Below are 18,952 nucleotides of genomic sequence, written 5' to 3'. Positions count from 1 at the left end.
GGGATTTTATAAAAGATGGTGGTGGGGGAAGGATGATTCGTCGCTGCACGACTCACCCTGCGGGCCGCGCTGAAGCGCGTTGTCTCACTGCGTGAGACTCGAACCTTATCGAAGCTTCTCATCCTTCCCCAGTGCGGAGCATTATGGGTGCGATGTGCTTTAAGTTTATTTGGGTTTTCTATAAAGAGATGGTGGTGGGGGAAGGATGATTCGTCGCTGCGCGACTCACCCTGCTGGCCGCGCTGAAGCGCGTTGTCTCACTGCGTGAGACTCGAACCTTGTCGAAGCTTCTCATCCTTCCCCAGTGCGGAGCATTATGGGTGCGATGTGCTTTAAGTTTATTTGGGATTTTCTATAAAGAGATGGTGGTGGGGGAAGGATTCGAACCTTCGAAGTCTGTGACGGCAGATTTACAGTCTGCTCCCTTTGGCCGCTCGGGAACCCCACCATGGTATTCATGGATTTACAAATTGTCGTTCCAGTTTTATCCGGAAGAAACCTGGCCGGTTTCTTTACTGCGTCCTCGCTCCTGGCGGAGAGAAGATGGTGGTGGGGGAAGGATTATTCGTCACTTCGTTCCTCACCCTTCGGGCCGCGCTAAAGCACGTTATCCTTCCCTTTCTGATTCGCTTTAACCCAATGCGTATCAGCAACGAAAAGATGGTGGTGGGGGAAGGATTCGAACCTTCGAAGTCAGTGACGGCAGATTTACAGTCTGCTCCCTTTGGCCGCTCGGGAACCCCACCATATACATGGCTATTTAACTGGCCTTGCTTGCGAGAGCGCTGTCTCGGTAAGCGGGGCGCATCATATCAAATGAAGCGGATGTGTAAAGCATTGAAATGCAGAAAATGAATCGTTTGCCGTTTTTTTATTCTTGGCGGTGCATCCCTGAACGAAATGCACCGATTTATTGAGCGATTACAGAATAACGGTGCGGTTGCCGTAGACGAAGACGCGCTGCGCCAGCACCTGATACAGCGCGCGGCTGAGCACATTTTTCTCCACGTCGCGGCCGGCGCGCATCATATCCTCGGCGGAATAGGTGTGATCGACGTGGATCACGTCCTGCATGATGATCGGGCCTTCGTCGAGATTGTCGTTAACGTAGTGGGCGGTGGCGCCGATGATTTTTACCCCGCGCTCATAGGCCTGGTGATAAGGGCGCGCGCCGATAAACGCCGGCAGGAACGAATGGTGAATGTTGATCACCTGATTCGGATAATGTTGCACGAAGGCCGGGGTCAGCACGCGCATATATTTGGCCAGCACCACGTAATCCGGCTGATATTGATCGATCTTGGCCGTCATTTCGCGGTCATGCTGTTCACGCGTCAAGCCTTCGTGGCTCACCAGATGGAAAGGAATATCGAAACGCTCCACCAGCGATTGCAGCGTGTCGTGGTTGCCGATCACGGCGGCGATTTCAACGTCGAGGCCGCCATAGGCGCTTTTCATCAACAGATCGCCCAGGCAGTGGGCCTCTTTGGTGACCAGCACCACGATGCGACGGCGCCCGGTGCTGTGCAGCTCACGCAACGAACCTTCCGGCAGCGCGCTGTCCAGATCGGCCAGCAGCGTGTTGTCGTTGAAAATGCCTTCCAGCTCGGTGCGCATGAAGAAACGCCCGGTGCGGTGATCGACGAACTCATTATTCTGCACGATATTGAGTTCGTGCTTGTAACAGATGTTGGTGATCTTGGCGATCAGCCCTTTGGCGTCCGGGCAGATGGTGCGTAACACTTTCCGTTGTACATTTTGGTGTGGCATGGGTTTGAGGATCCTGTCTGATACTGAACGGCCTGTCTGCGCAGGCGTAAACGTGAAGCGCCGGCCGGCTAGCGCCCGCAGCACTTCTTGTATTTTTTCCCTGAGCCACAGGGACACATCGCATTTCTGCCGGGCTGGGGTTTGGTGCCATCGATATAATACCAACGTTGATCGCGACGAAGGAAGCGCGAGCGCTCATGCATCGCCTGTGGTTCGCCGCTTTCGCCATCGATAAAGCGGGCGATGAATTCGACGAAGCCTTCATCCGGCTCATGACCGGCTTTCTCTTCCACGATCGTCAGGCCTAACCATTCGGTATTTTTAAAGCTGTCGACGATTGCATTGCGCCACGCTTCGGCGCCGCAGTCGGGGTGCCAGGTGGCGATCAGATAGTCGACGTTATGACTCACGTAGGCGGTGAAGCGTGAACGCATCAGCTGACCGGGCGTGGGCGCCGGCTGATTGCCGCTGATAAAAGGGGCGCAGCACGCGTTATACGCCTGTCCGCTGCCGCATGGGCATGATTCGGGCAAAATAACTCCTGAGAACACGAGGCAGAAAATGAATTTAGCGCATATGTTACCTAACAACATTCGTCAGTGACAATCTACCCTGAAAGCAGAGAACACCTTTCACCGCGAGGATGGCGCTATGCGGCAAATCAAGATCGGACTGGCGCTGGGGGCGGGCTCGGCCAAAGGCTGGGCGCACATCGGCGTGATTAATGCGATAAAGAAACTGGGGATTGAGGTTGATATCGTGGCCGGTTGCTCCGTCGGCGCGTTGGTGGGGGCGGCGTTCGCCAGCCACCGTCTGCCGGCGATGGAGCAGTGGGTGCGATCGTTCAGCTATTGGGACGTGATTCGCCTGATGGATTTTTCCTGGCACCGTGGCGGCCTGTTGCGCGGCGAGCGGGTGTTTAACGCCGTCGGACAGTTGTTGAAGATCAATGATATCGCCGAATGTGCGCTGAAGTTCGGCGCCGTGACGACCAATCTCAGCACCGGGCGTGAGCTGTGGCTGACCGAAGGCGATATTCATCAGGCGATACGCGCCTCCTGCAGCATGCCTGGGCTGTTGGCACCGGTGTGGGCCGACGGCTATTGGCTGGTGGATGGCGCGGTGGTCAATCCGGTGCCGGTGTCGCTTTGCCGCGCCATGGGCGCCGATATCGTCATCGCGGTCGATCTGCAGCATGACGCGCACCTGATGCAGCAGGATCTGTTCTCGATACGTATCGAGGAAGAAAGCCCGGACGATGCGCCAGCGGCCACCTGGCGCGGGCGTCTGCGGGAGCGCATCGGCAGAATGCGGCAGCGCAAACCGGCGACGGCGCCCACGGCGATGGAGGTCATGGGCACCTCGATTCAAATGCTGGAAAATCGCCTGAAACGCAACCGGATGGCGAGCGATCCGCCGGATGTGCTGATTCAACCTTTTTGCCCGCAAATCTCGACGCTGGATTTCCACCGCGCCGATGAAGCGATCGAAGCGGGATTGCTGGCGGTGGAAAAACAACTGGATCGGTTGTTGCCGTTGATAAAAAATAGATAATTCTCGGTTCTCGGTTGGCATTGCGCGGTCAGTCTGTTTCAGACGAGCATAAGTGACCTTTTTGAGCCACTATTACACTATGGAAAGGGACGAGGCTCGGCTGATGGCATTACCACTTACTCACAAGCGCATCTTGATCGTTGAGGACGAACAGGTTTTTCGTTCGGTGCTGGTCGGTTATTTGGCCTCGCTGGGCGCTGAAACCGGCGAGGCGACCAACGGTTTACAGGCGTTGAGTGCCGTCGATGACTTCAAGCCGGATCTGATTCTGTGCGATCTCGCGATGCCGGAAATGGGCGGTATCGAATTCGTTGAACACCTGCGTTTACAGGGGGTACAGATCCCGGTGCTGGTGATCTCGGCCACCGACAAGATGGCGGACATCGCCAAGGTGCTGCGGTTGGGCGTGCAGGATGTGCTGCTCAAGCCGCTGACCGATCTCAACCGCCTGCGTGAAGCGGTGCTGGCGTGCTTATACCCCAATATGTTCACCTCCCAGGCGATTGAAGAGGTTGAACTGTTTCAGGATTGGGACGCGCTGAGCAAAAATCCTTCCGAAGCCGTCAAACTGCTTAAACAATTGCAGCCGCCGGTACAGCAGACCATTGCGCATTGCCGGATCAACTATCGGCAGTTAACCACCGGCGAAAATCCCGGCCTGGTGCTGGATATCGCCGCCTTGTCAGAAAAGGATCTGGCATTCTATTGTCTGGACGTCACGCGCGCCGGCGATAATGGCGTATTGGCGGCTTTGTTGTTGCGCGCGTTATTTAATGGGCTGCTGCAAGATCATCTGGCTAATCAACAGCATCGTCTGCCGCAAATGTCGGCATTGTTAAAGCAGGTTAATCAATTATTGCGGCAGGGGAAATTAGACGGTCAATTCCCTCTGTTGTTGGGATATTATCACACCGAAAATAAAAACCTGATCCTGGTTTCCGCCGGGCTGCATGCCAACGTCAATACCGGTGACAATCAAATCCAGCTGAACAACGGCGTGCCGCTGGGGACGCTCGGAGCTACCTACATGAATCAGATCAGTCAGCGCTGTGCCGCCTGGCAGTGTCAGGTATGGGGCAGCGGGGGCCGATTGCGGCTGATGCTCAGCGCTGAATAACAGGCAGCGATCGGCGAGATCTTAAGCTATTCACTTATCGGTAATTAAACCGTTTATTTATTCTCCCGATTATCCGAACGGGTAATAGTCCTAAATGTTTTCTATTTGTGTTCCGGCTAATGCTCGGCGCGTATAAGCTGGTATACTCCGAAGGTTTTTTTATATCGAGCCAAGCTCATAAAATGAGCGTCTTAGCTTTAAGAGAGGAAATAATGCCTGCTGTAAATCGCAAAGTCAGAAAAGCCGTGATCCCGGTTGCAGGCTTGGGTACGCGGATGTTGCCGGCCACCAAAGCCATTCCGAAAGAAATGCTGCCGCTGGTTGATAAACCGCTGATCCAATACGTCGTCAATGAGTGCATTGCGGCGGGGATTAACGAGATTGTGCTGGTCACCCACTCCTCCAAGAACTCGATCGAAAACCATTTTGATACCAGTTTCGAACTCGAAGCGATGCTGGAAAAACGCGTCAAGCGCCAATTGCTGGATGAAGTGCAGTCGATCTGCCCGAAAGGCGTTACCGTGATGCAGGTTCGTCAGGGCAATGCCAAAGGCCTGGGGCACGCAATTATGTGTGCCTACCCGATGGTGGGCGATGAGCCGGTCGCGGTGGTGCTTCCTGACGTGATCCTCGACGAATACAGCGCCGATCCGAAAAAAGACAACCTGCACGAAATGCTGCAGCGCTTCGAAACCACCGGCGTTAGCCAAATCATGGTTGAACCCGTGCCGCATAAGGATGTCGGAAACTACGGCGTAGCCGACTGCAAGGGCGTCGATTTGCAACCGGGCGAAAGCGCGCCGATGGTCAGCGTGGTCGAGAAGCCGTCGCCGGATAAAGCGCCTTCCAACCTGGCGATTGTCGGGCGTTACGTATTGTCCGCCGATATTTGGCCGCTGTTGGCGAAAACGCCTCCAGGCGCCGGCGATGAAATTCAGCTGACTGACAGCATCGAAATGCTGATGCAGCAGGAAACGGTGGAAGCGTATCACCTGAAAGGCGTGAGCCATGACTGCGGTAACAAACTGGGTTACATGCAGGCTTTTGTAGAGTACGGCATGCGTCATGCCAGCCTGGGCAAAGAATTTTCTCAGTGGCTGCAACAGGTTGTTGCCGCTGACAAGAAGTAATTTGATCTTTCGTCTTAATTTGAAAAACTAGGATTTTCACATGAAAGTAACAGTTTTTGGTATTGGTTATGTGGGGCTGGTACAGGCCGCGGTGCTGGCTGAAGTTGGCCATGACGTTATGTGCATCGATGTTGATGAGCGAAAAGTCGAAAACCTGAAAAAAGGGAATATCCCGATTTTTGAGCCGGGCCTGGCGCCGCTGGTGCAGCAAAACTATGAGGCCGGACGCCTGCATTTCACCACCGATGCCAAAGCGGGCGTGGCGCACGGGAATATCCAGTTTATCGCCGTCGGCACGCCGCCGGATGAGGACGGCTCCGCCGATCTGAAATATGTCACCGCGGTGGCGCGCACCATCGCCGAGCACATGACCGATCGCAAAGTGGTGATCGACAAATCCACCGTGCCGGTCGGCACGGCGGACAAGGTGCGTCAGGTGATGGCGGAAACGCTGGCTAAGCGCGGCAGCAACGTGCCGTTCGACGTGGTGTCCAACCCTGAATTCCTGAAGGAAGGCGCTGCGGTGGCTGACTGCATGCGCCCTGAGCGCATCGTGATCGGTACCGATAATAAAGAGGTGATCGAACCTATTCGCGAGCTGTACGAGCCGTTTAACCGCAATCACGATCGTATGATCATGATGGATATCCGCAGCGCGGAGCTGACCAAATACGCCGCCAACTGCATGCTGGCGACCAAAATCAGCTTTATGAACGAAATGTCCAACCTGGCGGAAATGCTGGGTGCGGACATCGAGAAAGTGCGCCAGGGCATCGGTTCCGATTCACGCATCGGCTATCACTTCATCTACCCTGGCTGTGGCTACGGTGGCTCTTGCTTCCCGAAAGATGTGCAGGCCTTGATCCGCACGGCGGAGCAGATCGGTTACCAACCGAAGCTGTTGCAGGCGGTAGAGCAGGTCAACTACCAACAGAAAGACAAGCTGAGCAGCTTTATCAAAGACTATTTCGGCAGCGATTTGAAGGGCAAAACCTTCGCACTGTGGGGCCTGGCGTTCAAGCCGAATACCGATGACATGCGTGAAGCCTCCAGCCGCGTGCTGATGGAGCAACTGTGGGCTGCCGGCGCCACCGTTCAAGCCTACGATCCGGAAGCGATGAACGAAGTTCAGCGCATCTATGGCCAGCGTGACGATCTGAAACTGATGGGCACCAAAGAGGCTGCGTTGCACGGCGCCGATGCGCTGGTGATTTGCACCGAATGGCAGAATTTCCGCGCGCCGGACTTCGACGTGATCAAGGGTGCGTTGAAACAGCCGGTGATCTTCGATGGACGTAACCTGTACGATCCGGAGCGTTTGGCGAATCGTGGCTTTACCTACTATGCGATTGGCCGCGGCGCATCGATTAAACCGGTTATTTAAGGAGTGGCCATGAAATTCCTGGTTACAGGCGCCGCAGGGTTTATTGGTTATCACGTTGCAGAGCGTTTGTTGACCGCCGGGCATCAGGTTGTCGGCATCGATAACCTGAATGACTATTATGACGTGGGCCTGAAAACGGCCCGTCTGGACAGACTGGCGGATAAGCCGGGATTCCGCTTTATCAAGCTGGATTTGGCCGATCGCGAAGGCATGGCGGCATTGTTCGCCGAGCATCAGTTTCAGCGCGTCATTCATTTGGGCGCGCAAGCCGGCGTGCGTTATTCGCTGGTCAACCCGTTGGCTTATGCGGACGCCAACCTGATCGGCCATTTGAACGTGCTGGAAGGCTGCCGGCATAATAAGGTCGAGCATTTACTTTACGCGTCCTCCAGCTCTGTTTATGGCCTCAATCGCAAGCTGCCGTTTGCTACCGAAGATTCTGTCGACCACCCTGTGTCACTGTATGCGGCAACCAAAAAAGCCAATGAGCTGATGTCACACAGCTACTCTCATTTATACGGTCTTCCGACGACGGGGCTGCGCTTCTTTACCGTATATGGTCCCTGGGGGCGTCCGGATATGGCGCTGTTCAAGTTTACCAAGGCCATATTGGCGGGGGAGAGCATCGATGTATATAACCACGGTGAAATGCACCGTGACTTTACTTACATTGATGATATCACCGAGGCGATTGTGCGGCTGCAGGCGGTTATTCCGCAGGCAGATCCGTCATGGACCGTTGAACAGGGATCGCCGGCGACCAGTTCCGCGCCGTATCATGTTTATAATATCGGCAATAACTCCCCCGTTAAACTGATGGAATATATCACGGCATTGGAGCAGGCTTTGGGGGTAACGGCCCGCAAGAATATGCTGCCGATGCAACCTGGCGACGTGATGGATACCAGCGCGGATACCGCAGAGCTTTATCGTGACATTGGTTTTAAGCCGGAAACCAGCGTTGAAGAGGGTGTGAAGCGCTTTGTTGATTGGTATAAGGCATTCTACCAGGTTCAATAATTGAACGAGGGTAAATGCGATAAAGGGGCCTTAGGGCCCTTTTTTTTCACTGGGATTTCGTGCAAGGAGGAAAATGCGAATTAGGATATTTACTAAAAGAAAAGGGATGAGGCGGGATCACGGCTATAAGCTTTAAAATGAAAAGGCCCCCCGCAGGGGGCCTTTCAGATACGGACTGAATCGCTATTACAGCAGGAAATCATCCAGAGATTTACCTTGCTCTTCGATAGCTTTCTTAATCACCGCAGGGGTACGGCCTTGGCCGGTCCAGGTTTTCAGTTCGCCGTTTTCGTCTTTATATTGGTATTTAGCAGGACGTGCTGCACGTTTTGCTTTGCCGGCAGCCTTGTTGGCAGCCATGGTTTGCAGCAGTTCATTCGGATCGATACCGTCAGCAATCAGCATTTCGCGGTATTGCTGCAGTTTACGGGTGCGTTCTTCGATTTCTGCTTGAGCCTGGCTGTCTTCTTCGCGACGTTCGTTCACAACAACTTCCAGTTTCTCGAGCATTTCTTCCAGCGTTTCCAGTGTGCATTCTCTTGCCTGGGCGCGCAGAGTGCGGATGTTGTTCAAAATCTTTAATGCTTCGCTCATTGTCCTAGTCTCAAATTATATTGGTGGGGGGCGTCTCGATAATAATAGAGTGCTATTTTCCTTTCTGCAATAGCCAAATTGACTTGAATACTCAAATTTACCTTTTAAAAAACCGTTAATCGGATCTGTCCGACTAATATAGGAAGGGCTGTTAACTATTACCCTCACCGCACTTAAGTCAAAAATTCAGCAGGCATGCTTTAAAATGCGCGTGGCACAAGGCTTTCATCGATAAGTTATCGCTGTAATTTATATCAATATTACAATGGGTTCTGTGGGCTTAATCACGTCATGACCAGGCAGACATTGTAAACAATAGGGGTATCTGGGTAAAGATTGCGTCAGGAAACGTCGGGGGAGAACGAAGGTGATTAAATGCCCTGTATTGGCCTCACGTATAATAGGCAAGCACTCCGCCGCGGTTGCGGCGCCTGCCGAGGTGAAAGGGGGGATTATGCATTAATCGGCAAATGACCGGCTTAACCATTAGCAAGAATTAATAGTGATGACAGGCATACATTATCCTGTAAATAGCGGTAAAAAGAACGGGCCGACAGAAGGATATGTTTCGCTTGAAAGCGCATTATTACGGCGAACGCAATATTCGCTCGCTTTGGGCTGAGCCGGGGGGCGGGTTATGGTACACTCACCGTCCTAATCAACATTTGAATATTTCTTATACCATCGGAGTTGCGGGGCCATGGCTCAACTTTATTTTTATTACTCTGCGATGAATGCCGGCAAGTCCACCGCGCTGCTACAGTCTTCATATAACTATCAAGAACGTGGTATGCGCACGCTGGTGTTCACTGCGGAGATCGATCACCGCTTTGGGGTGGGCAAAGTCAGCTCGCGCATCGGTTTATCCTCGCAGGCCCAGCTCTATAACAACGACTCGATGCTGTACGCCATGATTCAGCAGGAGCATCAACAGCAGCCGGTGCATTGCGTGCTGCTGGATGAAAGCCAGTTTCTGACCAAGGCCCAGGTTGAGCAATTGTGCGATGTGGTGGACCAACTGGACATTCCCGTATTGTGCTACGGCCTGCGTACCGATTTTCTCGGTGAGCTGTTTATCGGCAGCCAATATTTGCTGGCCTGGGCTGATAAGCTGGTGGAATTGAAAACCATCTGCCACTGCGGGCGCAAAGCCAATATGGTGTTGCGGTTGGATGAAAACGGCCAGGCGATGCACGCCGGTGAGCAGGTGGTGATTGGCGGTAACGAGAGCTATGTCTCCGTCTGCCGCAAGCATTATAAAGAAGCGATTCACTCCCTGGAGTAGGGGAGAAAACGCCGCCAAAGCCCGCTGAAGCGTTTTGGTGACCTGAGTCGAAATGCAGCGCCTCGGGCGCAATAAAAAACCCGCCGTGTGGCGGGTTTTTTTATCGGTTCACGGAACCGTTATTTCTTGGGCTTCTTTACCGCGGTTTTGGCGGCAGCAGGAGCGGCAGCTTCCTCTTCTACCGCTTCGCTGAATTCGCGGCCGTAGAAGGTATCCAGCATGATTTGCTTCAGTTCGGCAATCAGCGGATAGCGCGGGTTGGCGCCGGTGCATTGGTCGTCGAACGCGTCTTCCGACAGCTTGTCGACTTTCGCCAGGAAGTCCGCCTCCTGCACACCCGCTTCACGGATGGAGGTTGGGATGCCCAACTCGGTTTTCAGCTCGTCCAGCCAGGCCAGCAGTTTCTCAATCTTCTGCGCGGTGCGGTCGCCCGGGGCGCTCAGGCCGAGGTGGTCGGCGATTTCAGCGTAGCGGCGGCGCGCCTGAGGGCGGTCGTACTGGCTGAAGGCCGTCTGCTTGGTCGGGTTATCGTTCGCATTGTAGCGAATAACGTTGGAAATCAGCATCGCGTTGGCCAGGCCGTGCGGAATGTGGAACTCCGAACCCAGCTTGTGCGCCATGGAGTGACAAACCCCAAGGAAGGCGTTGGCGAAAGCGATACCGGCGATGGTGGCGGCGTTGTGCACGCGTTCACGAGCAACCGGGTTTTTCGCGCCTTCTTTATAGCTGGCCGGCAGATACTCTTTCAACAGTTTCAGCGCCTGCAGCGCCTGGCCGTCGGAGTATTCGTTCGCCAGCACCGAGACGTAGGCTTCCAGCGCGTGGGTGACCGCATCCAGACCGCCGAAGGCACACAGGGATTTCGGCATGTTCATCACCAGGTTGGCGTCGACAATCGCCATGTCCGGGGTCAGCGCATAGTCGGCCAGCGGGTATTTCTGCCCGGTGGTGTCGTCGGTCACGACGGCGAATGGCGTGACTTCCGAACCGGTGCCTGAGGTGGTGGTGATAGCGATCATCTTCGCTTTCACGCCCATTTTCGGGAACTTGTAGATACGCTTGCGAATGTCCATGAAGCGCAGCGCCAGATCCTCGAAGTGGGTTTCAGGATGTTCGTACAGCACCCACATGATTTTCGCAGCGTCCATCGGCGAACCGCCGCCCAGCGCGATGATGACGTCCGGTTTGAAGGAGTTCATCTGCTCGGCACCTTTACGCACGATGCTCAGCGTCGGGTCGGCTTCCACTTCGAAGAACACTTCGGTTTCGATGCCGTGAGACTTCAGAACCTTGGTGATCTGGTCGGCATAGCCGTTGTTGAACAGGAAACGGTCGGTCACGATGAAGGCGCGTTTTGCCCCGTCGGTCGCCACTTCTTCCAGCGCGATAGGCAGCGAGCCACGGCGGAAGTAGATCGATTTCGGAAGTTTATGCCACAACATGTTTTCTGCTCGCTTCGCTACAGTTTTCTTGTTGATCAGGTGTTTAGGTCCGACGTTCTCAGAGATGGAGTTACCACCCCAGGAGCCGCAACCCAGCGTCAGCGAAGGCGCGAGTTTGAAGTTATACAGGTCGCCGATACCGCCCTGAGAAGCCGGGGTGTTGATCAGGATGCGAGCCGTTTTCATTTTATCGCCGAAGTAGGCGATGCGAGCCGTTTGGTTATCCTGGTCGGTGTACAGGCAGGAAGTGTGGCCGATACCGCCCATGGCGACCAGTTTTTCGGCTTTGGCGACGGCGTCTTCGAAGTCTTTGGCCCGGTACATCGCCAGCGTCGGCGACAGTTTTTCATGGGCGAAAGGTTCGGACTCGTCGACCAGCTTCACTTCGCCGATCAGCACTTTGGTGTTGGCCGGCACTTTGATGCCTGCCATCTCGGCGATTTTCGGTGCGGATTGCCCGACGATGGCCGCGTTCAGACCGCCGTTTTTCAGGATGATGTCCTGCACCGCTTTCAGTTCTTTACCCTGCAGCAGATAGCCGCCGTGGGAAGCGAAGCGTTCGCGTACCGCATCATAAATAGAGTCGACGACGATGACCGACTGTTCGGAAGCGCAGATAACGCCGCTGTCGAAGGTCTTGGACATCAGGATAGACGCGACCACGCGCTTGATGTCTGCGGTTTCGTCTACCACCACCGGCGTATTACCGGCGCCGACGCCGATGGCCGGTTTGCCGGAGCTGTAGGCGGCTTTCACCATGCCTGGGCCACCAGTGGCCAGGATCAGGTTGATGTCCGGGTGGTGCATCAGCTGGTTGGACAGCTCGACGGTCGGTTGGTCGATCCAACCGATGATGTCTTTCGGCGCGCCGGCGGCGATAGCGGCCTGCAGCACGATATCGGCGGCTTTATTGGTGGCATTTTTCGCACGCGGGTGCGGCGAGAAGATGATGCCGTTACGGGTTTTCAGGCTGATCAGCGCTTTGAAGATCGCGGTAGAAGTTGGGTTGGTGGTAGGGACGATACCGCAAATCAGGCCGATAGGCTCGGCGATGGTGATGGTACCGAAGGTGTCATCTTCAGACAGGATGCCACAGGTTTTTTCATCTTTATAGGCGTTGTAGATGTACTCGGAAGCGAAGTGGTTTTTGATCACTTTGTCTTCGACGATACCCATTCCGGATTCTTCCACGGCCATTTTGGCCAACGGGATACGGGCATCAGCAGCGGCGAGGGCGGCAGCGCGGAAAATTTTATCCACTTGCTCTTGAGTGAAGTTGGCATATTCGCGCTGGGCTTTTTTGACACGTGCGACAAGCTCGTTCAGTTCAGCGACATTCGTTACAGCCATAATGCTCTCCTGATAATGTTAAACTCTTTCAGTAAATAAGCCGTGCGAGCCACTAGTATAGTCATAACGGGAATAAACGGTGATTTGAATACCGGGGCTTTCCCGCGTTATTTCTTCGCATGCTGCTGATTTGCTTAAAGAGCTTCACCCTACGCCAACCGGAGGGGCAGGCAGTGAGGAGAAGGGAACCGGCTGGGCTGCCGCCGACTTTGTTCTACTCCCTGACTACGACTAAGAGCTTACCTACTGTTGGGTAGTCGATTTGTGATCTAAATCATGAAAAGTGCAAGCTGACACCTTTCAGCTTGCCGGTGTTGGGAATCATTCTTGATAACTGTGAGCGATGACTCTTTTTTCAACATAAAAAATCAAAAGGCCATACATCACTTTAACAAAGGGCATTTGTTTCGTTGCATAACTTGCTGACAGTCAAAAATGCTGCTTGGGCCGGATGGATTACCCGCGCCAATTCCATTACATTAGCGCGCATAGGCAGCACACCTTTTTTATAGCGATTAATGCGGAGCATCTGTGGGCCAATCTCTGTTGGATCTTTCCGGCTTTATCAAGTTCTTTGTCGGTCTGTTTGCGCTGGTCAACCCGGTGGGCATTTTGCCGGTGTTTATCAGCATGACCAGCTACCAGGCGGAAGCGGGGCGCAATAAAACCAACCTGACCGCCAACCTGTCGGTCGCCATCATTTTGTGGACGTCGCTGTTCCTGGGCGAAGGGATCCTGCGAATGTTCGGCATCTCTATCGATTCGTTCCGCATCGCCGGCGGTATTCTGGTGGTGACCATCGCCATGTCGATGATCAGCGGCAAGCTGGGGGAAGACAAGCAAAACAAACAGGAGAAATCGGAGAGCGCGATCCGCGAAAGCATCGGCGTGGTGCCGTTAGCGCTGCCGCTGATGGCGGGGCCGGGGGCGATCAGTTCCACCATCGTGTGGAGTTCCCGTTATCACAACTGGCAAAGCCTGCTCGGTTTTACGGTGGCGATCGCCTTGTTCGCCTTTTGTTGCTGGCTGTTGTTCCGCGCCGCGCCGCTGTTGGTGCGTTTGCTGGGGCAGACCGGCATCAACGTGATCACCCGTATCATGGGGCTGCTGTTGATGGCGCTCGGCATCGAGTTTATCGTTACCGGCATTAAGGCGATATTCCCCGGCCTGTTGTAATACCCTTTGTTTAGCCGCGTACCTTTCGCGTCGGCGCGGCTAAAATTAATTTTAAAGTTTAAATTATTTATTGGTTCGCATTATTATAGTGCACAGAGTGAATAAAAATTATGCCGTTGCACTCTTATGTTGCATAAATCTCATGTTGCTGCTCAAAAAAAACGCTGAGCGTTATTTCAAACACTTTTCCTCCCCCCTTTTCGCGCATTTTGCCCCCGTTCAACGGTAAAGCTGTTGTTAAATTAGTCACATCATTCTGTGGGGCTTGTCTCACTTTCATCCAGGTGTTATTAGTGATTAACCGCCCGTAGACAGGTGTTTGTTCTTTGAATGATTGGATTGTTAACTGAATGTTTCTTTTCACGGCAGTGAGATCGTGCTGACGGTTTCAATTGAAATGAATTCGGTTTTTTTGCCTTTAAAATCATATCAATGACATTGGTTTTTCTTGGCCTCGAACGCAGGGGTCGGATCGGGCTTCGTGCGATAAAAGAGAATTGCTTAACATTTTCGTAAAATTTATTGGCTATGGAATTTGGCTTCTGCTAATTTCCGAGCAACTTTCCCGTGGTCAATTAACTGAAATGCGCCATAAAAACGGGAATGATTTTTGCTGGTATCCGTTTATTTAGAATTCTTATAAACACTTCACAAACTTCGATAAGCGATGCTTGTCGGTGAAAAGGAGCCTCGATTATGCAGCAAACCCTGAAGCGTACTTCTTTGACCTTGTTGATTAGCGGCGCGCTGAGCGTCGGCGCCGTAAATAGCGGTTGGGCGGCGCAGGTGCCGGCCGGCGTTCAGTTGGCGCAGCAGCAGAATATTGTGATCAATAACGGCAGCGAAGTGGCTTCATTGGATCCGCATAAGGTCGAGGGCGTACCGGAAAGCAATATCATTCTTAACCTGCTGGAAGGGCTGGTGAGCACCGACGCCAACGGGCATGTGGTGCCGGCGGCGGCGGCGAGCTGGGAAAACCAGAATTATCAGCAATGGACTTTCCACCTGCGTCCCGGCGCGGTGTGGAGCGACGGCAGCCCGGTGACCGCGCAAGATTTCGTCTACAGCTGGCAGCGTCTGGCCGATCCGAAAATCGCCTCGCCCTACGCCAGCTACCTGCAATACACCAAAGTCGAGAATATCGACGACATCCTGACCGGTAAGAAGAGCCCGCAGACCCTCGGCGTCAAGGCGCTGGACGATCAAACGCTGCAGGTGACGCTGAGCGAGCCGGTGCCGTATTTCATCAGCATGCTGAGCCACACGTCGCTCAAACCGGTCAAGCGGGCGGTGGTGGAGAAATTCGGCGATAAATGGACGCTGCCCGTCAACTACGTCGGCAACGGCGCTTACCGCCTGAAAGAGTGGGTGGTGAACGAGCGCATCGTGCTGGAGCGCAGCCCGAGCTACTGGAACAACAAGCAGACGGTGATCAATCAGGCGACCTTCCTGCCGATTACCTCGGAAGTCAGCGACGTTAACCGCTTCCGCAGCGGCGAGATCGATATCACCAACAGCGCCATTCCGCCATACCTGTACGTCAAGATGAAGCGCGAAATGCCTGAACAGCTGCACGTTAACCCTTATCTGTGCACCTTCTATTACGAGCTCAATAACAAGCAGGCGCCGTTCACCGATGCGCGCGTGCGTACGGCGGTGAAGATGACGCTGGATCGCGACATCATCGCCAACAAGATCATGGGCCAGGGGCAGATCCCGGCCTACAGCTTCACGCCGACCTTCACGGAAGGCGCTAACTTCACGCAACCCGCGTGGGCCGGCTGGAGCCAGGAACAGCGCAACGCCGAAGCCAGGAAACTGCTGGCGGAAGCGGGCTACAGCGACGCCAAGCCGCTGAAATTCTCGCTGCTGTACAACACCTCCGATCAAAACAAACAGCAGGCGATCGCCGCCGCGTCGATGTGGAAGAAGAACCTGGGCGCTGAGGTCACGCTGCGCAACCAGGAATGGAAAACGTCGCTGGAGAGCCGCCATCAGGGGCAATACGACGTGGCGCGCGCCACCTGGTGCGGGGATTACAACGAGCCCAGCGCGTTCCTGAACCTGGTGCTGTCCAACAGCAGCATCAATACCGTGTTCTATAAGAGCCCGGCGTTCGACGCCATCATGGCCGCCACGCTGAAGGCGCCGGATGAGGCCGCGCGCGCCGCGCTCTATCAGCAGGCGGAAGCGCAGCTGGACAAAGACTCCGCGTTGGTCCCGGTTTATTACCGCGTCAGCGCGCGGTTGATCAAGCCGACGGTGGGCGGGTTCACCGGCAAAGATCCGCTGGACTATACCGACGTTAAAAATCTGTACATTATCAAGCAGTAAAAGGGGTATTCCTGGCGCTAGTTCGCTGAGGAATATAGGGAAGGCCGGCCGCCGCATTCGTTCCGCGGCGGCGGGAAAACAGAGTCCGCTTACGGGCAACGCAGGCTCCACGAAGAGCCTGTGATAATAAAAAACTGGAGTTGATAAGTATGACCAACATCACGAAGAAAACGCTCATTGCCGCCGGCGTCATCGCCGCGCTGGGCATCACAGCAACCACCTCCGCCTTTGCCGCCGAGGTTCCTGCAGGCGTGCAACTGGCCGACAAACAAGAAATCGTCAAAAACAACGGTTCCGAAGTGCAGTCGCTGGATCCGCACAAAATCGAGGGCGTGCCGGAAAACAACGTCACCCGCGATCTGATGGAAGGCCTGGCGAACAACAGCCCGGACGGTTCCATCGTGCCGGGCGTCGCGGAAAGCTGGGATAACAAGGATTTCAAAGTCTGGACCTTCCACCTGCGTAAAGACGCCAAATGGTCCAACGGCAAGCCGGTAACGGCGCAAGATTTCGTCTACAGCTGGCAGCGCGTGGTGGATCCGAAAACCGCGTCGCCTTACGCCAGCTACCTGCAATACGCCCACGTGGAAAACGTCGATGACGTCATCGCCGGTAAAAAAGACAAGTCGACGCTGGGCGTGAAGGCCATCGACGACCACACCTTCCAGGTGACCCTGAGCGAGTCGGTGCCTTATCTGGTTGAAATGACCCCGCACTACGCCATGAAGCCGGTTTACAAAGACGCGGTGGAGAAGTTTGGCGAGAAGTGGACGCTGCCGGCCAACTACGTCAGCAACGGCGCCTACAAACTGAAAGACTGGATTGTCAACGAACGCATCGTACTGGAACGCAACCCGGAATATTGGGATAACGCCAAAACCATCATCAATAAAGTGACGTTCCTGCCTATTTCGTCGGAAGTGACCGACGTTAACCGCTACCGCACCGGCGAAATCGACATGACCTACAACAACATGCCGATCGAACTGTTCCAGAAGCTGAAAAAAGAGATCCCGAAAGAGGTGCATGTCGATCCTTACCTGTGCACCTATTACTACGAAATCAACAACCAGAAGGCGCCGTTCACCGATGCGCGCGTGCGTGAAGCGCTGAAGCTGGGCATGGATCGCGACATCATCGTCAACAAGGTGAAAAACCAGGGCGATCTGCCGGCCTACAGCTTTACGCCGCCATACACCGACGGCGCCAAGCTGACCCCGCCGGAGTGGTTCGGCTGGACGCAGGAAAAACGCAACGAAGCGGCGAAGAAACTGCTGGCGGAAGCCGGCTACGGCCCGGGCAAACCGCTGACCTTCTCCCTGCTGTACAACACTTCAGACCTGCACAAGAAGCTGGCGATCGCCGCCGCCTCCATCTGGAAGAAAAACCTGGGCGTGGACGTGAAGCTGGTGAACCAGGAGTGGAAAACCTTCCTGGATACCCGCCATCAGGGCACCTATGACGTGGCGCGCGCCGGCTGGTGCGCCGACTACAACGAGCCGAGTTCGTTCCTGAACATGATGTTGTCCGACAGCAGCAGTAACACCCCGCACTACAAGAGCGCCGAGTTCGACAAGCTGATGGCCAACGTGCTGACCGCGAAGACCAAAGACGAGCGCGCCGATCTGTATCAGAAAGCGGAAGTTCAGCTGGATAAGGATTCCGCCATCGTTCCGCTGTATTACTACGTGAACGCCCGTTTGGTGAAACCTTACGTCGGTGGCTACACCGGCAAAGACCCGCTTGATAACGTGTACGACAAAAACCTGTACATCATCAAGCATTGATACGGTAAGAGCCGGCGGCGCAGGCCGCCGGCCCATGTTGAGAATAATAAGCCGTCATCAGGCTGTCGCACAGGGTTAGGGCAATGCTTAAATTTATACTTCGTCGCTTGCTGGAAGCGATCCCGACACTATTTATCCTTATCACCATCTCATTCTTCATGATGCGCCTGGCGCCCGGCAGTCCATTTACCGGGGAGCGCGCATTGCCGCCGGAAGTTATGGCGAATATCGAGGCCAAATATCATTTGAACGACCCGATCTGGAAACAGTACGGTCATTATCTGGCGCAGCTTGCGCAGGGAGACTTCGGCCCGTCCTTTAAATACAAGGACTATTCGGTCAACGATCTGGTCGCCGGCTCTTTCCCGGTGTCCGCCAAACTCGGCCTGGCCGCGTTTCTGCTGGCGGTGGTGCTGGGGGTGAGCGCAGGCGTGATTGCCGCGCTGAATCAGAACACCAAATGGGACTACACGGTGATGGGGTTCGCCATGACCGGGGTGGTGATACCCAGTTTCGTGGTGGCGCCGCTGTTGGTGCTGATCTTCGCCATCACGCTGAAATGGCTGCCGGGCGGTGGCTGGAACGGCGGCGCGCCTAAATTCATCATCCTGCCGATGGTGGCGCTGTCGCTGGCCTATATTGCCAGCATCGCCCGTATCACGCGCGGCTCGATGATTGAAGTGCTGCACTCCAACTTCATCCGCACCGCGCGCGCCAAAGGCTTGCCGATGCGTCGCATCATTTTCCGCCACGCGCTGAAGCCGGCGCTGCTGCCGGTGCTGTCCTACATGGGCCCGGCGTTCGTCGGTATCATCACCGGTTCGATGGTGATCGAAACCATCTACGGTCTGCCGGGGATCGGCCAGCTGTTCGTTAACGGCGCGCTGAACCGCGACTACTCCCTGGTATTGAGCCTGACCATTCTGGTGGGCGCACTGACCATTCTGTTCAACGCGATCGTCGATGTGCTGTATGCGGTCATCGATCCGAAAATCCGTTATTAATCTGG

The 18,952-nt window shown here is 54.7% G+C and carries 15 protein-coding genes, 2 tRNA genes and 2 other RNA genes; 10 read left to right on the top strand and 9 right to left on the bottom strand.

What is annotated here, in order from left to right:
- Nucleotides 1-16: 16 nt before the first annotated feature.
- The 6 genes from ACJ8IN_RS00445 to ACJ8IN_RS00420 all read right to left on the bottom strand — a co-directional run bounded on the left by ACJ8IN_RS00445 (nt 17) and on the right by ACJ8IN_RS00420 (nt 2,303).
- A non-coding RNA gene (locus ACJ8IN_RS00445) (RtT sRNA) lies at nt 17-143 on the bottom strand.
- Nucleotides 144-189: 46 nt separating this feature from the next.
- Nucleotides 190-316, bottom strand: a non-coding RNA gene (locus ACJ8IN_RS00440) — RtT sRNA.
- Between the two features lie 47 nt (nt 317-363).
- A tRNA-Tyr gene (locus ACJ8IN_RS00435) sits at nt 364-448 on the bottom strand.
- A 213-nt stretch (nt 449-661) separates the two neighbouring features.
- A tRNA-Tyr gene (locus ACJ8IN_RS00430) sits at nt 662-746 on the bottom strand.
- Between the two features lie 175 nt (nt 747-921).
- Nucleotides 922-1,770 carry a formyltetrahydrofolate deformylase gene (purU, locus tag ACJ8IN_RS00425; protein ID WP_016927485.1) on the bottom strand — a complete coding sequence of 283 codons (849 nt, stop codon included), beginning with the start codon at nt 1,768-1,770 and terminating at the stop codon, nt 922-924.
- Between the two features lie 68 nt (nt 1,771-1,838).
- Nucleotides 1,839-2,303, bottom strand: coding sequence for a YchJ family protein (locus ACJ8IN_RS00420; RefSeq protein ID WP_033634796.1), 465 nt, complete (start codon nt 2,301-2,303; stop codon nt 1,839-1,841).
- Nucleotides 2,304-2,421: 118 nt separating this feature from the next.
- On the opposite strand from ACJ8IN_RS00420, the gene rssA reads away from it, so the two are divergent.
- From rssA to ACJ8IN_RS00395, 5 genes are all read left to right on the top strand, one after another.
- The gene (rssA, locus tag ACJ8IN_RS00415; RefSeq protein ID WP_060421082.1) at nt 2,422-3,324 is read left to right on the top strand and encodes a patatin-like phospholipase RssA; all 903 of its coding nucleotides are present in this window, start codon (nt 2,422-2,424) and stop codon (nt 3,322-3,324) included.
- A 103-nt stretch (nt 3,325-3,427) separates the two neighbouring features.
- Nucleotides 3,428-4,441, top strand: a complete 1,014-nt coding sequence (gene rssB / locus ACJ8IN_RS00410; protein ID WP_043147565.1) for a two-component system response regulator RssB — start codon at nt 3,428-3,430, stop codon at nt 4,439-4,441.
- Nucleotides 4,442-4,653: 212 nt separating this feature from the next.
- Entirely contained in the window at nt 4,654-5,571 is a 918-nt protein-coding gene (gene galU, locus ACJ8IN_RS00405) for a UTP--glucose-1-phosphate uridylyltransferase GalU (protein ID WP_033634792.1), read from the top strand.
- Between the two features lie 40 nt (nt 5,572-5,611).
- Entirely contained in the window at nt 5,612-6,955 is a 1,344-nt protein-coding gene (locus ACJ8IN_RS00400) for a UDP-glucose dehydrogenase family protein (protein ID WP_033634791.1), read from the top strand.
- 9 nt (nt 6,956-6,964) lie between these two features.
- On the top strand, nt 6,965-7,975 hold the full coding sequence (locus tag ACJ8IN_RS00395) for an NAD-dependent epimerase (RefSeq protein ID WP_033634790.1): 1,011 nt from the start codon (nt 6,965-6,967) through the stop codon (nt 7,973-7,975).
- A 186-nt stretch (nt 7,976-8,161) separates the two neighbouring features.
- Here ACJ8IN_RS00395 and hns read toward each other — a convergent pair whose 3' ends face one another.
- Nucleotides 8,162-8,569, bottom strand: a complete 408-nt coding sequence (gene hns / locus ACJ8IN_RS00390) for a histone-like nucleoid-structuring protein H-NS (RefSeq protein ID WP_004932170.1) — start codon at nt 8,567-8,569, stop codon at nt 8,162-8,164.
- A 700-nt stretch (nt 8,570-9,269) separates the two neighbouring features.
- Between hns and ACJ8IN_RS00385 the strand changes: the two genes are divergently transcribed.
- Complete coding sequence (locus ACJ8IN_RS00385) at nt 9,270-9,854, top strand: thymidine kinase (RefSeq protein ID WP_033634789.1); 585 nt, start codon at nt 9,270-9,272, stop codon at nt 9,852-9,854.
- Between the two features lie 119 nt (nt 9,855-9,973).
- On the opposite strand, the gene adhE is transcribed toward ACJ8IN_RS00385, so the two are convergent.
- Nucleotides 9,974-12,646, bottom strand: a complete 2,673-nt coding sequence (gene adhE / locus ACJ8IN_RS00380; protein WP_038877249.1) for a bifunctional acetaldehyde-CoA/alcohol dehydrogenase — start codon at nt 12,644-12,646, stop codon at nt 9,974-9,976.
- A gap of 531 nt (nt 12,647-13,177) precedes the next feature.
- Between adhE and ACJ8IN_RS00375 the strand changes: the two genes are divergently transcribed.
- Nucleotides 13,178-13,822 carry a YchE family NAAT transporter gene (locus ACJ8IN_RS00375; protein ID WP_015378089.1) on the top strand — a complete coding sequence of 215 codons (645 nt, stop codon included), beginning with the start codon at nt 13,178-13,180 and terminating at the stop codon, nt 13,820-13,822.
- 124 nt (nt 13,823-13,946) lie between these two features.
- On the opposite strand, the gene ACJ8IN_RS00370 is transcribed toward ACJ8IN_RS00375, so the two are convergent.
- A complete protein-coding gene (locus ACJ8IN_RS00370) occupies nt 13,947-14,186 on the bottom strand; it encodes a hypothetical protein (protein ID WP_154611585.1) in 240 nt (79 codons plus the stop codon).
- 332 nt (nt 14,187-14,518) lie between these two features.
- Here ACJ8IN_RS00370 and ACJ8IN_RS00365 point away from each other — a divergent pair, with 332 nt between their 5' ends.
- The 3 genes from ACJ8IN_RS00365 (at nt 14,519) to oppB (ending at nt 18,947) form a co-directional block, all read left to right on the top strand.
- Complete coding sequence (locus ACJ8IN_RS00365; RefSeq protein ID WP_308325778.1) at nt 14,519-16,156, top strand: ABC transporter substrate-binding protein; 1,638 nt, start codon at nt 14,519-14,521, stop codon at nt 16,154-16,156.
- 149 nt (nt 16,157-16,305) lie between these two features.
- Entirely contained in the window at nt 16,306-17,943 is a 1,638-nt protein-coding gene (gene oppA / locus ACJ8IN_RS00360; protein WP_308325777.1) for an oligopeptide ABC transporter substrate-binding protein OppA, read from the top strand.
- An 83-nt stretch (nt 17,944-18,026) separates the two neighbouring features.
- Nucleotides 18,027-18,947: an oligopeptide ABC transporter permease OppB gene (gene oppB, locus ACJ8IN_RS00355; protein WP_033654356.1), complete on the top strand. Its 921-nt coding sequence runs from the start codon at nt 18,027-18,029 to the stop codon at nt 18,945-18,947.
- Nucleotides 18,948-18,952: the final 5 nt, after the last annotated feature.

Source organism: Serratia sp. CY31944, assembly GCF_052169175.1.
In the GTDB taxonomy this organism is placed as follows: domain Bacteria; phylum Pseudomonadota; class Gammaproteobacteria; order Enterobacterales; family Enterobacteriaceae; genus Serratia; species Serratia sarumanii.
The sequence above is the reverse complement of the archived record's forward strand: the minus strand, read 5'-3'. Positions and strand labels throughout refer to the sequence as shown.